Here is a 13,396-nt window from a genome sequence, read left to right as displayed (position 1 = left end):
TTTATTCCTCCATGACTTTCCTAACATCCACCTTTTCAGGAATAATATCCAAGTCATAAAACATATCTGCAATATCCTGTTGCTCATTGATAATTTCTTCAGTTATATCGTCTACCCCATATACACGTCTTTCCACTGCAACTTTTAAAGATTCCTCATCGAGATTAAGAATTGGCGCAAGCATAGCAATTAATTCTTCGTGATTCTCATTAGCCCAATCTGACGATTTTTCTACTTCTTCGATGACGATTTCTGGGATATCTTGATGAGCTGTAATAAATTTTTCTGTCGCAATAAAGAAATCACGATCTGTTGTCAATCCCTCTCCGTTTGTAAGTAATACGCCGTCTGAATGAAGTTCTGTAGAAGCAGTATAAGGATCCCAGACTACCATTGCATCTACCTTCCCTTGTTCAAATGCAACACGTGCATCCCCAGGTTGTAAAAAAGACGGAGTAATATCAGAATACATTAAACCAGCTTTCTCTAAAGCCTTTACAATCAAATAATGCGAACTAGATCCTTTCGCAAAACTTACTCTTTTTCCCTTTAAATCTTCTACAGATTGAATCGAGGAATTTTTCGATACCAATATACCGCTTCCATAGTATTTTGGTTTCCCTGCTGCCAAAGTCACAAAAGGGGATCCTGCTGCTTGAGCGAAGATAACTGGTGTATTTCCAGTTCTACCAATATCAATACTTCCTGCATTGATTGCTTCCATTAAAGCTGGACCAGATTGAAATTCCTTCCACTCCACTTTATACCCCAAAGGTCCGAGCCTTTCCTCCAGCATGCCAAGTCCTTTTAAAATAACAAGTTGACCATTTTTCTGATATCCTATACGAACTAATTTTTCTTCATTTGCTTCAGCAGATTGTAATTCACTTTCACTACAAGCTGTTAGACTTACCACGAAGAATAATAATAAACTAAAACATACTATAGTGAACTTTTTCCTCATACTACCTCTTCCCATCCTTTTTTCAGAAATTAGAAACAATACTGATGTTAGCCTATGTATAAATAAGAGGTAGGTTCCTGTCTGTATGAAATTAAATAAGATAGACCTAAAAAAATAGATGACATTATTCATGCCTTATAGGATGGCATTCTTTGTAGAAGAAAGCTATTTGAGGGAAAGAGACTACATTTCGCTAATCCATGAGGTAAAAGGAAAATGATAACAAAAAAAGCATAAAGTCATCATAATCTAAGTAATGATCAACTTCATGCTTTTTTATTACGCCAATCAAGCGTATATACTTCATAAGATGGATAACTATAAATGATATCGACTATCCTCGTTGACATCCATTGACTTATCAAGGCGAGAAAGATAATTTTCCAACTAATAACTGCTGCAGTTATAAAAAAAATCAAACAATTAAAGAAAAACAATGGTTTTCCTGGTAAAATATTCCGTTTAAAAGCTAACATATAAGCAAGTACACCAACCCCACCATTAGAAACTCCTTGTCGCATCAATAGACCTACTCCTATTCCAAGAGTAACCGAGCCAATAATAAGATCAAACAGAAGATTTCTTTCAGGGATAATTAAATAAACTTCGAAAAAATGAATAGAGAGCGAGGTAATTGTCATACCAAACACAGTCCATACAGCAAACCGCTTACCAAGATACATGATTCCGAACAACAGTAAAGAAAAGTTTACAATCCATAAAGCAGGTCCCATTGGGAGCTTGAAAAAATGATTGAATAATATCGCCATACCTCCCGCACCACCAGATGGAATGGATTGGGGAAACAAAAACAACCCCATTCCCAAACCTTGAATGATCCCACCTAATAATACAATTACTCCTTTTTTTAGAAATTCATTCATAAGGACCCACCTCATTTTAATACATATCTTTCCTTTGGTATACATTTAAACCATGGACAATCCTTCCTCACCATACTTATTCTAATTAGTTAAAAATCATGACAAGGGAATAACTGTGTATCATAAAAAAAGTTAGGACAAAATCGGAGTCACAATAAATAAGCCGAACATTAGAGATGTTATACGCGTATCTTTACTCCATTTGAAAGTATTGGGATATCAGGGGAAGATTACGCTTTATTCTTTACCTATTCTGGGGGAAATCAAGAAAGTGGGAACGATTACGCTCTATTCTTTACCCATTTTGGAGGAAACAGGGACATTAGGGAACGCTTACGCTCTAATCCTCACCAATTTTGAGGAAAGCTGACATATTAGGAGATGTTTGCGTTCCATTAAAGTAGATAAGTAAAAAACAAATAAAACCGGACGTTCATCGAAAAACGTCCGGTTTTATTTATGGTTCATAACATTTTGTCTCAGCCTCAGAAAGACAAGTATTTAAAGTTTATTCACTAAAGGCACACCATGGGAAGTCTATCCACTAAGGACTTTTTTACATATGTGTGTTTAATTCCTTCACAGGCCACATGGAAATATTCTCTGCCATGTCCCAGAACATATATTCAAAATAGCTCGTTTTAAGTACAATATCTTCTAATACTTTTAATTCATGTTCTGGCTTATCTTTTGCAATATCATTTATTAAATCCTTGCAGTCCTCCGCAATTTTCGTAAATTCATCAGATGAATACATTTTTACCCAATTGCCATACAAATCATGTTCTTTTGCTCCAGGCCATGTAGCTAGCTCTTTACCGATAAAATTATAACTCCACGCACAAGCTAATACAGCGGCAATTGCATTTTCTACGCCGCCAAGCTGGGATTGGCTAATCATATAACTGGTGTATGCGGTCATGGTTGCAGATGGTTCCGTTGCCTCTAATTCCTCATTTGATATACCAAATTTAGCAGCATATTCACGATGTAAATCCATCTCAAAATTCATCGTACCATGAAGTAGGTTTGCAAAAATAGTCATCGTCTTTAAGTCTTGCGCTTTCGCACTTCCAATTGCAAAGACACGGGAATACTCAATAAGATAAACATAATCCTGTTTCATATAATGAATAAATTTATCTTTATCAACCGTACCCTTCCCAATTCCTTTTACAAAAGGGTGTTCTAAATAACTATTCCAAACAGGCTCAACCTTTTTAAATAATCGATCTGTGAATAACATCATACACCACTCCTTCTATGTATTATTGAATATCATAATCAAAGGAGGAGAATAGCTTAGGCAGACAGTCTTATACAGAATTAAAACAAAAACCATCCACTAAAAATAGGGGATGGTAGAATAATAGAGTTGACGGATACTACATCACGTACTGATAGCTACACTTCCCTACGCTAGTATGAACTAGATCAGGTTCAAAGGGTCAAGACATGTCTTTCTCAGCAATAAATTGCTCCCCTAGTGATTCGTATATTCAATTACTATCTAGCTAAACATAGTAAAAGATGTTTGTCAAAAAATTTGTAGTTTTTATTGTTCATGAATCTACTGGCATATAGAGACCTGGATTAAGCGATTCCCCTTCTATTACAATCGCCATCATTCCATGTTTAGACACTGTTTTATGGAGCTCACCCTTTTCCCAAAAGACAGCATCTCCTTCATATACTTGTTTGCTTTGATTGTCCTTACCAGTTACAGTTGCTTCACCCTGTACGACAAGCAAAAGTTGCGGAACAATCGCCTCATGCAGGCCAACAATTCCTCCCGCTTTTAGGTGCATACAAGCAATATGTGTCTTATTTTCTGTATGTAGAATCTTGTTCATCACAAAGTCGGAATCATATTTCGTAATCTTTTTCCCTACCTTCTTTTCAAAACTATAAATCTCCATTTATTCACTTTCCTTCTGTAATTTTCCCATTCTATTTTTTATTTCTTTTACAACAGATTGATTATGCGCTTTTGTAACTTTTGATTCATATGATCCATATTTTCACCATCTTCTACTCAAAGATTATGTCAAACTTTCCTATATAATATCATAGTCACAATAAATTTTTATAATCCTCATATAATTCAGCAATAAACTAGGAGATTAAATAGGGTTTGAAACAATACCTAAAGAGTAATAATTTTAAATAATTAAAAGCTAAATATAAGGAAGCAGGTAATTATTGTAAAACGAAACAATGAAAGTTAAAATTTATAATTACCATATTCATTGATATATATGAATTTAATGCCATTACAAACACAAATAATATAGTATTTCAGCATTCATTTTATCAAAACATATCACTTGTTTTTTCAAAAAAATAGGAGCATTATAAAACAGGAAACAAACTTTGTGGATGATTATATAAGCAATGTACACGCATTCATATCCTTTGTTTCACTAACATCAAGAGGGAGAGAAACAACTATGATTTATGCAAATCCTAATACTGAAGGGGCCATTATTAACTTCAAAGAAAAATACGATAATTTTATTGGTGGAAAATGGGTTCCCCCTGTAAAAGGACAGTATTTTGAAAATAAATCACCGGTGACAGGTGAAGTATTTACAAAAGCTGCTCGTTCCACAGCAGAAGATATAGAACTAGCATTAGATGCGGCACATGCAGCTAAAGATGCTTGGGGCAAAACTTCCACAGCTGAACGTGCCCTCATTTTAAATAAAATTGCGGATCGTTTAGAAGAAAACCTAGAAAAGCTTGCAGTAGCTGAAACTTGGGACAACGGGAAAGCTGTACGTGAAACATTAAATGCAGACATTCCTTTAGCGATTGATCATTTTCGCTATTTTGCTAGTACTATTCGAGCACAAGAAGGACGTACTACACAATTAGATAATGACACTGTAGCATATCACTTCCATGAACCACTAGGTGTTGTTGGACAAATTATTCCATGGAACTTCCCTATTTTAATGGGTGTATGGAAAATCGCTCCAGCACTTGCTACAGGTAACTGTATTGTATTAAAACCAGCAGAACAAACTCCAGCTTCTATTATGGTATTAGTAGAATTAATCCAAGATTTACTTCCAGCTGGTGTTCTTAATGTAGTCAATGGTTTCGGTATTGAAGTTGGTAAACCACTAGCTACAAACCCACGTATTGCAAAAATTGCATTCACTGGTTCAACTGCAGTCGGTCGTCAAATTATGCAATATGCAACAGAGAATATCATTCCTGTTACACTTGAACTTGGTGGTAAATCACCAAACGTATTCTTTGAAGATGTGATGAATCAAGATGATGAATTTTTAGATAAAGCGATCGAAGGCTTAGTTATGTTCGCATTAAACTCTGGAGAAATTTGTACGTGTCCATCTCGTGCATTAATCCAAGAATCTATCTATGATAAATTTATGGAACGTGCATTGGAACGCGTTAAAGCAATTAAAATCGGTAACCCACTTGATACAGAAGTGATGATGGGTGCACAAGCTTCTAATGAACAAAAAGAAAAAATCCTTTCTTACATGAAACTTGGTAAAGAAGAAGGTGCTGAATGTCTAATCGGTGGTGGAGAAAACCGTCTAAATGGTGACCTTGAAAATGGTAACTACGTCGAACCAACCGTATTTAAAGGACACAACAAAATGCGTATCTTCCAAGAAGAAATCTTTGGACCTGTTCTTGCTGTTACAACATTCAAAGACTTTGACGAAGCAATGGAAATCGCAAATGATACACTTTATGGTTTAGGTGCTGGTGTATGGTCACGTAACGGAGATATTGCTTATCGTGCTGGCCGTGCAATCCAAGCTGGTCGTGTTTGGACAAATACGTATCACCAATATCCAGCAGGTGCAGCATTCGGTGGTTATAAATTATCCGGTATCGGCCGTGAAAACCATGCAATGATGTTGGAACACTACCAACAAACAAAAACATTATTAGTCAGTTACGATCGAAAACCTCAAGGATTCTTCTAAATCGAAAGGAGAGGTCCATTTATGGTAGAACGTGTTGTTGCAACAGATGAAGCACTACAATTAATTGATTCGATTAAAAATATACACGGCGAAATCATGTTTTATCAATCAGGTGGTTGCTGTGATGGCTCTGCCCCAATGTGCTATAAAGATGGGGATTTCAAACTAGGAGATTCTGACGTTCTTCTTGGAAAAATCGGTGATGTACCGTTTTATATTCATAAAAGTCAATATGATTACTGGAAACACACCCAATTAATCATTGATGCTGTCGAAGGACGAGGTGCAACATTCTCACTTGATAGTGTAGAAGAACGCCATTTTATAACAAGATCTCGTGTTTTCTCAGATGAAGAATACGAAGAAATAAAAAAACTCCTATAAGATATAAGATGTCTCAAATGCTAAGAAATTAAGCATATTGAGACATCTTTTTTATTTTTGAACAGTCCTTTGTAACATCCTAATTCTTAACAAGTTTTTATATCTTACTGAATAACCAACATAGAGACTTTTTCCCTTTAACAAGCGTCATTGTCAATATCTAACCACACAATAGATTCATGTTTTACTTCCACTTTTTCTGATTTATACAATGTGTAGCATATTGTTTGAATTACTTTATTAAGATGAATAATCAAAAGTATAAAACAGGTTATATGAATAACTTCAGAAATGCTAACATATTCATACAGTAATGCAAGCTTTCATTATAATAAAAGGGAGAGTAATAATATGATTTATGCAAATCCGAATACCGAAGGAGCTATTGTTCACTTCAAAGAAAAGTATGATAATTTTATTGGTGGTAAATGGGTTGCGCCTGTAAAAGGACAATACTTTGAAAATAAATCACCAGTAACCGGCGAAGTATTTACGAAAGCGGCACGTTCCACTGCAGAAGACATTGAATTAGCATTAGATGCAGCACATGCCGCAAAAGATGCCTGGGGTAAAACTTCACCAGCTGAACGTGCACTTATTTTGAATAAAATCGCAGATCGCATGGAAGAAAATCTAGAAACTATTGCCGTAGCTGAAACTTGGGATAATGGAAAAGCTGTACGTGAAACATTAAATATGGACATTCCAATGGCTGCCGACCATTTCCGCTATTTCGCAAGTGTTATTCGTGCACAAGAAAGTGGGATTACTCAAATAGATCATGATACAGTAGCATATCACTTTCATGAACCATTAGGCGTTGTTGGACAAATTATCCCTTGGAATTTTCCTATTCTTATGGCTTCCTGGAAACTTGCTCCAGCTTTAGCAGCGGGTAATTGTGTCGTCTTAAAGCCAGCTGAACAAACACCAGCATCTATTATGGTTCTTATGGAAATTATTCATGACTTATTACCTGCAGGCGTACTAAACGTAGTTAATGGTTTTGGTGTCGAAGTAGGGAAACCACTTGCTACTAACCCACGTATATCTAAAGTTGCTTTTACAGGTTCCACGGCAGTCGGTCGGCAAATTATGCAGTATGCAACAGAAAATCTTATCCCTGTCACTCTTGAACTTGGTGGTAAATCACCGAACATATTCTTTGAAGATGTGATGGATAGAGATGATGGCTATTTAGATAAAGCAATAGAAGGCTTCCTTATGTTCGCATTAAATACTGGGGAAGTTTGTACATGCCCTTCTCGTGCATTAATCCAAGAATCAATTTATGATCAATTTATGGAACGTGCACTTGAACGTGTGAAATCCATTAAAGTTGGGAACCCATTAGACACAGAAGTCATGATAGGTGCCCAAAACTCTAGTGAACAACAAGAAAAAATTCTTTCTTACATTAAATTAGGTAAAGACGAAGGTGCTGAATGCTTAATTGGTGGTAGAGAAAACCATTTTGATGGAGATTTGCAAAATGGTAATTATATCAAACCAACAATTTTCAAAGGCAATAATAAAATGCGTATCTTCCAAGAAGAAATCTTTGGACCTGTTCTTGCTGTTACAACATTTAAAGATTTCGATGAAGCAATGGAGATTGCAAATGATACCTCTTATGGTCTAGCGGCTGGCGTATGGTCCCGTAATGTAGATATTACGTATCGTGCTGGTCGTACTATTCAAGCAGGACGGGTTTGGACAAATACCTATAACGAAATTCCAGCAGGAGCTACATTTGGTGGCTATAAAATGTCAGGTATTGGTCGCGAAACCCATGCAAAAACATTAGAACTCTATCAAGAAACTAAAAGTGTTCTGACAAACTACAAACAAAATTCCCTAGGGCTCTTTTAATAGAAAGAGAGAAACTCAACGGTAGAACATGTCTTTGCAACTGAAAGTGCATTAAAACTCATAAAGTGAAACTTCAATCAGTGAGAGGTTTTTTCTTCTCCCACTGATTGTTAGTTGAACGAATCGGGCCTTTACTGGCTGTTGATCCTCCACTTATTGTGCTTTTAATTTTATCCATATGAGGGACGGGAGGTTATATATTTGTCAGGAAAACATTGGATTGGCCTATTTTTGATTGTGTTTGGTTTTAGCTTTTTACTACAGCAAGCGAATATATGGGACTTTTTAACTGTTCTAAAGATATGGTGGCCACTTATTTTTATCATCATTGGTATCATTCATATTTTTCGTTCTACTTACTCCTATCTTTCCGGATTATTATTCGTCTTTATTGGGAGTTTTATTTTGGTGGACCAATGGATTGAAATCGACTTAACTGCGTTTCTATGGCCAGTCATTTTAATTTTAATCGGTTTGGTTTTTACTTTCTCCAAATTTAACCATAAGGCAAAGCACCATGCAAACCGTACTATTCAAACCTTTTCTCTATTTTCAGGAGTGGACATTCGAAGTGAGTCAGAAAGTTTCCAGGGTGGTAGTGTTACCGCAGTATTTGGTGGAGTAGAGCTTGATTTGCGAGATATAATTATTTCTGATGATGGTGCTCACCTTGATTGTACAGCATTATTCGGAGGGATTTCTATTACCATACCTGACAATGTACGTGTAGAAACTACTGGTATCCCTATTTTTGGAGGATGGGAAAACAAACTAAAAAATCGTATGAACGATAATCACGAAGACCTGCCCCTATTAAAAATAAATTGTTTAGCAGCTTTTGGGGGAGTTGAAATCAGGGATTAAGCATATATCAAAAGGACGGAAAGGCAAATTCTGTCCATCCGTCCATAGTTTTTAAGCATCTGGAAGTTTAAATTGGTATGTTCGCTTATTCAGTTCCTCAGCCATCTCGGTTAATGTTTCCATTAATGTACTCATCTCTTCAATTGCTGCTGTCTGTTCTTCTGATTGAGTTAATACACTTACTGTATTATTAGCACTTTCTGTTGAAATCATCTCAATGCTTTCCATGGATTGAACAATATTTTCTACCTCACCAGCAATGAGCAGGAGATCCCTATTGATTGTATCTATGTCTGTTGTCACTTCATCAATCGCATCATTGATTTCATAAAACGCATTTCCAGCATCTCGAATTAATGTTGTACCTGTTTTTAAAGATTCGATACTTTCATTTGTTTCCTCTACCGCCTCTTTTGTACCGAGCTGCACTTCATGAATGAGATTGCTAATTTTCTGAGTTGCTGCAGATGATTGTTCTGCTAAGTTTCGTATTTCAGCAGCAACAACAGCAAACCCTTTTCCGCTCTCACCTGCACGGGAAGCTTCAATAGATGCATTTAGAGCAAGTAAATTAGTTTTTTCTGATATTTTCGTAATGATTGTAATAATATCATTGATTTCTCCTGATTTTTTATTTAATTGATTTACAGATTCAGATAAATGTCTTGATTTCTCATTAATCGTATCCATCTGACTAATAGATTGGTCAACTATTGTGCCCCCGTATGCAGCTTTTTCTGTTGCAGTATGTGACTGTGTATTTAGCTCTTTTGTTTTTTCACTAATCACGTCTGTCTTGGAGGCGATTGTTGAAAGGGTTTGATTGGTATCATGGATAATCTGCACTTGCTTTTGTGAGCCATTTTTAACTTGATAAACGGCAGTTAAATTACTCTCTGCTGAAGCAGAAATCTCTTCTGAACTAGCAGTTAATTCCTCGGACGTTGTTGCTACTTGTGAAGAACTTGATGCTAAATCTCCAATGATAGATTTTAGATTATCTGTCATCATATTTAAGTCTTTTGAAAGTTGAGTTATTTCATCGTTTCCTTTAACAGGCAGTTTTTCTACTGTTAAATCTCCTTTTGCAACGCGATTGGCAAACTGAGTAATTTTATGTAAAGGTGCGGTTGTCTTCCTGATTAGAAAAATCGTAATCACACCTGCAAGCAAAATAGGAATGATTGCAACAAAAAAGCTCCCCTTAATCATATCCCATGTGCGGGTTTGTAGAATGCTAGACTCAAAGTCAATCGCACTAATGGCTACAATATCTTTATCTGGATCATGGTCTTCAAATATTGGCGCATAACCTGTCAAACGCTTCATTCCACCAAACTCATAAACATCGGAATAAACAGGTGCCTTGGTTAATTTCAGTGTTTCCAAATCCTCTTCACTCATATGAAATGTATCACCAACCTCAAATCCTTGTTCCAGCATGTTTTCATCTACTGCCAAAAGAGTACGGTCAAGATCCATCACATATTGTCCTTCAAATATTCCCTTATGTTGAATGGTCCAACTAATGTCTTCCCCAACTTTTGCAGCTGTTTCTTTATCACCGGATTTAATTTTAGCAATATCGCTTGGATTAACAAGTGCCGTTGTAATATTCGCACATCCGTAGGCTTCTACCCCAGCTGCTTTAGAAATTTCTTTGTAATTTGCCCTATACATCGAGAAAAAGATAATGATAATACAGAATAGAAGAATTCCCATAATAATCATACCTAATCTGAATGTAATTGCATTTTTCCTAGCCATTATCTGTATCCTTTCTTTTAAAAAATTTAGAACTATTCGCTCAATATAAATAAATACATATGAGTAAATATAACACTTTATACCCAGATAAACAAATATCATATGGGTGTAAATGACTACCTTTTAGGTCTATCCTAAAAAAGGACGGGACTTATAATAGTTGTTCATTATTTTATAACAAGTTTATTTTTCCCTTCCTATATTATTTTCAAGAAGAAATGTGTACCATCATCCATTTTTTGAAACATAATGTTCTAAATTCCTAAATCAATCATAAGTATATAAATGGAGTTTAAAAAACAACTAGGATGGGTGATTATATGGATAAAGATAAATCATCGTCGAGACATCAAAAGAATATTAATGAAGATGAGAAAGAGGAGCAGTTAGAAAAATACTATGAAAAAAACACGGGCCCTGGCGAGAAAATGACCAGTGATGCTGGAATGAAAATTTCCAATGATCGATGGTCGTTACGAGCAGGAAGGCGAGGGCCAGCATTATTTCAGGATTTTCATTTTTATAAAAAGCAATCACATTTTAATCGAGAGAGAATACCCGAAAAGGTAGTTCATGCAAGAGGCGACGGGGCATATGGGGAATTTGAATTATATAAATCTATGAATCATGTCACAAGAGCTCATTTTTTGCAGGAACCTGGTACCAAAACACCTGTATTCGTTCGATTTTCCAACTTCATCGGAAGTAAGGGATCTAAGGATACGGCTATCGATATACGTGGTTTCGCAACTAAATTTTACACACAAGAAGGAAATTATGACATGCTGGCACTTTCCTTTGCTGTCTTCTCTGTTATGGATGCAATGAAATTTGCCGATTTTGTGCATGCAGTGAAGCCAAATCCGAGAACAGCTGTCCCGCAAGCTACTGTTGCACATGATAATGCATGGGATTATGTCGCCAATAACCAAGAAATTGCGCATTTTATTATGTGGCTAATGTCCAGTCGCGGCCGGCCAAAAAGCTGGCGAATGATGGAAGCTTGGCCAGTCAATACATTCCGTTTTCTTAATGAGCAAGGTAAATCAACTTTTGTTCGATTTGTATGGAAGCCTGTACTTGGTGTCCATTCATTATTATTAGACGAAGCAAATATTATCGGAGGGGTTGATCCAGACTTCCACCGACGTGACTTACATGAGGCAATTAGGAAGGGGGCTTATCCAGAATATGAATTAGGTGTGCAACTAATTGAAGAAGAAGATGAATTCAAGTATGACTTTGATATTTTAGATGATACAAAGCTGTGGCCAGAAGAAGTTATACCAGTGGAAATCATCGGTAAAATGACATTGAATAGATTGGTCGATAATCATTTTGCTGAAGAAGAGCAGGCTTCCTTTGATCCATCAACCGTTGTCCCAGGAATCGGCTTTACAAATGACCCCGTCTTACAAGGTAGATCATTTGCCTATCGAGATACAGATTATCACCGACTTGGTACAGGAAATATTAATGAAATACCGGTTAATAAGCCAATTGTAGAAACGAACTATAATCTAAGAGACAGTTATTCCAAATATCGAATTGATGTAGATTCCGTTAACTATCATAAAAACTCTTTAGCAAACAATACACCTTCAGAGACACCACCAGAAAAAGGTGGTTATGCGCATTATCCTGAAGAAGTAGATGGGCATATCACAAGGGAGCGCCCAGGTGAATCGTTCTTTGACTTCTTTTCACAGCCAAGGCTTTTCTGGAATAGTATGCCACCTGTTGAAAAACAGCTTATTGTAGAGACATTTAATTTTCATCTTGGATATGTAAAAAGTAAATCTGTACGCCAGCAAGTTGTCGATATGTTTGCCAATGTGGATAAAGAAATGGCAACAGCCATCGCCAAAAGCATAGGAGTAAAACCACCAACCAAAGCAAATGTTCCAGTAACCGCAAGCTCCCCATCCCTTAATCCACATAACACACCACATTATGCATATACACAAAAAGTCGCTGTCTTAATTGGTGACGGTTTTAATGGTCAAGAGGTTAAAAATGCACTAGAGACATTAGAACACTACGGTGTTTTTATGGACATCATCAGTGAAAATATGGGGACGGTCACAGGAACAGATGGTACAAAACTCAAAGTTGATACACCATTTATTTCGACTTATCCAGTCTTGTATGACTCCATCTATATTGTTGGAGGAGGTCCAGAAAGCGAAGGAAAAATCCGCTCTAATATCCTAAATTTCCTAAATGAGGCATATAAACACTATAAACCAATTGGTATTGCAACAACAGCTGATTTGTATATCCAACCATCTGATGCAAACAACTTAGCCGGAGTGGTTTTTGCCAAAAACAACCCAAACTTTGGGAAAGAGTTTGTCAAGGCCATTGCCCAGCAACGCTTTTGGGACAGACGATAAAATCATGAGATTTTCAAAAAGTTGTCTGAGTAAATCAGACGACTTTTTTATATTAATGGGTATAATTTTTTGAAAAATATATATTTTCACTAAAATTGAAACCTATATAAACTTTACACGTAAGTAAAATAGGTCTGGTAATGATACGTTTTATAATTCCTTAGAACTTCCACTACACCATATATACTCCCTCTTGTTTACACATCATATAATTTGATTCAGTATTTTTTAAATCTTGGAATGTTATACGAGAACGTACATACAATTGACCTGATTACTAATTTTAGAGAGGAT

The 13,396-nt window shown here is 36.1% G+C and carries 10 protein-coding genes and 1 riboswitch; of the genes, 5 read left to right on the top strand and 5 right to left on the bottom strand.

Annotated elements, in window-relative coordinates; genetic code table 11:
- Window position 1 precedes the first annotated feature (1 nt).
- The 4 genes from FHP05_RS10580 to FHP05_RS10565 all read right to left on the bottom strand — a co-directional run bounded on the left by FHP05_RS10580 (window position 2) and on the right by FHP05_RS10565 (window position 3,767).
- On the bottom strand, window positions 2-964 hold the full coding sequence (locus FHP05_RS10580) for a sulfonate ABC transporter substrate-binding protein (RefSeq protein WP_147668053.1): 963 nt from the start codon (window positions 962-964) through the stop codon (window positions 2-4).
- A 266-nt stretch (window positions 965-1,230) separates the two neighbouring features.
- Window positions 1,231-1,848, bottom strand: coding sequence for a YitT family protein (locus FHP05_RS10575; RefSeq protein WP_147668051.1), 618 nt, complete (start codon window positions 1,846-1,848; stop codon window positions 1,231-1,233).
- Between the two features lie 556 nt (window positions 1,849-2,404).
- A complete protein-coding gene (tenA, locus tag FHP05_RS10570; RefSeq protein ID WP_147668049.1) occupies window positions 2,405-3,094 on the bottom strand; it encodes a thiaminase II in 690 nt (229 codons plus the stop codon).
- Between the two features lie 148 nt (window positions 3,095-3,242).
- A riboswitch (TPP riboswitch) is annotated at window positions 3,243-3,343 on the bottom strand.
- Window positions 3,344-3,410: 67 nt separating this feature from the next.
- The gene (locus FHP05_RS10565) at window positions 3,411-3,767 is read right to left on the bottom strand and encodes a cupin (RefSeq protein WP_147668047.1); all 357 of its coding nucleotides are present in this window, start codon (window positions 3,765-3,767) and stop codon (window positions 3,411-3,413) included.
- Window positions 3,768-4,298: 531 nt separating this feature from the next.
- On the opposite strand from FHP05_RS10565, the gene exaC (FHP05_RS10560) reads away from it, so the two are divergent.
- The 4 genes from exaC (FHP05_RS10560) to FHP05_RS10545 all read left to right on the top strand — a co-directional run bounded on the left by exaC (FHP05_RS10560) (window position 4,299) and on the right by FHP05_RS10545 (window position 8,939).
- Entirely contained in the window at window positions 4,299-5,819 is a 1,521-nt protein-coding gene (gene exaC / locus FHP05_RS10560) for an acetaldehyde dehydrogenase ExaC (protein ID WP_147668045.1), read from the top strand.
- A 21-nt stretch (window positions 5,820-5,840) separates the two neighbouring features.
- A complete protein-coding gene (locus FHP05_RS10555; protein ID WP_147668043.1) occupies window positions 5,841-6,203 on the top strand; it encodes a DUF779 domain-containing protein in 363 nt (120 codons plus the stop codon).
- Between the two features lie 351 nt (window positions 6,204-6,554).
- The gene (gene exaC / locus FHP05_RS10550) at window positions 6,555-8,075 is read left to right on the top strand and encodes an acetaldehyde dehydrogenase ExaC (RefSeq protein ID WP_147668041.1); all 1,521 of its coding nucleotides are present in this window, start codon (window positions 6,555-6,557) and stop codon (window positions 8,073-8,075) included.
- Between the two features lie 201 nt (window positions 8,076-8,276).
- Window positions 8,277-8,939: a LiaF transmembrane domain-containing protein gene (locus FHP05_RS10545; RefSeq protein WP_147668039.1), complete on the top strand. Its 663-nt coding sequence runs from the start codon at window positions 8,277-8,279 to the stop codon at window positions 8,937-8,939.
- Window positions 8,940-8,990: 51 nt separating this feature from the next.
- Here the strand turns inward: FHP05_RS10545 and FHP05_RS10540 are convergent, their stop codons facing one another.
- Window positions 8,991-10,706 carry a methyl-accepting chemotaxis protein gene (locus tag FHP05_RS10540; RefSeq protein ID WP_191126325.1) on the bottom strand — a complete coding sequence of 572 codons (1,716 nt, stop codon included), beginning with the start codon at window positions 10,704-10,706 and terminating at the stop codon, window positions 8,991-8,993.
- A 320-nt stretch (window positions 10,707-11,026) separates the two neighbouring features.
- Here FHP05_RS10540 and FHP05_RS10535 point away from each other — a divergent pair, with 320 nt between their 5' ends.
- Window positions 11,027-13,102 (top strand): catalase, encoded by a 2,076-nt coding sequence (locus FHP05_RS10535; RefSeq protein ID WP_147668035.1) that lies wholly within the window; start codon window positions 11,027-11,029, stop codon window positions 13,100-13,102.
- Window positions 13,103-13,396 lie beyond the last annotated feature (294 nt).

Origin of the sequence: Cerasibacillus terrae (genome assembly GCF_008039555.1) — a bacterium.
Classification (GTDB): domain Bacteria; phylum Bacillota; class Bacilli; order Bacillales; family Amphibacillaceae; genus Cerasibacillus; species Cerasibacillus terrae.
The sequence above is the reverse complement of the archived record's forward strand: the minus strand, read 5'-3'. Positions and strand labels throughout refer to the sequence as shown.

Bases quoted from the DNA above. Each gene is read 5' to 3' on its own strand.
- FHP05_RS10540 (WP_191126325.1), bottom strand. From the start codon at position 10,706: ATGGCTAGGAAAAATGCAATTACATTCAGATTAGGTATGATTATTATG.
- FHP05_RS10565 (WP_147668047.1), bottom strand. From the start codon at position 3,767: ATGGAGATTTATAGTTTTGAAAAGAAGGTAGGGAAAAAGATTACGAAA.
- FHP05_RS10580 (WP_147668053.1), bottom strand. From the start codon at position 964: ATGAGGAAAAAGTTCACTATAGTATGTTTTAGTTTATTATTATTCTTC.
- exaC (WP_147668045.1), top strand. From the start codon at position 4,299: ATGATTTATGCAAATCCTAATACTGAAGGGGCCATTATTAACTTCAAA.
- FHP05_RS10535 (WP_147668035.1), top strand. From the start codon at position 11,027: ATGGATAAAGATAAATCATCGTCGAGACATCAAAAGAATATTAATGAA.
- tenA (WP_147668049.1), bottom strand. From the start codon at position 3,094: ATGTTATTCACAGATCGATTATTTAAAAAGGTTGAGCCTGTTTGGAAT.
- FHP05_RS10575 (WP_147668051.1), bottom strand. From the start codon at position 1,848: ATGAATGAATTTCTAAAAAAAGGAGTAATTGTATTATTAGGTGGGATC.
- FHP05_RS10555 (WP_147668043.1), top strand. From the start codon at position 5,841: ATGGTAGAACGTGTTGTTGCAACAGATGAAGCACTACAATTAATTGAT.
- exaC (WP_147668041.1), top strand. From the start codon at position 6,555: ATGATTTATGCAAATCCGAATACCGAAGGAGCTATTGTTCACTTCAAA.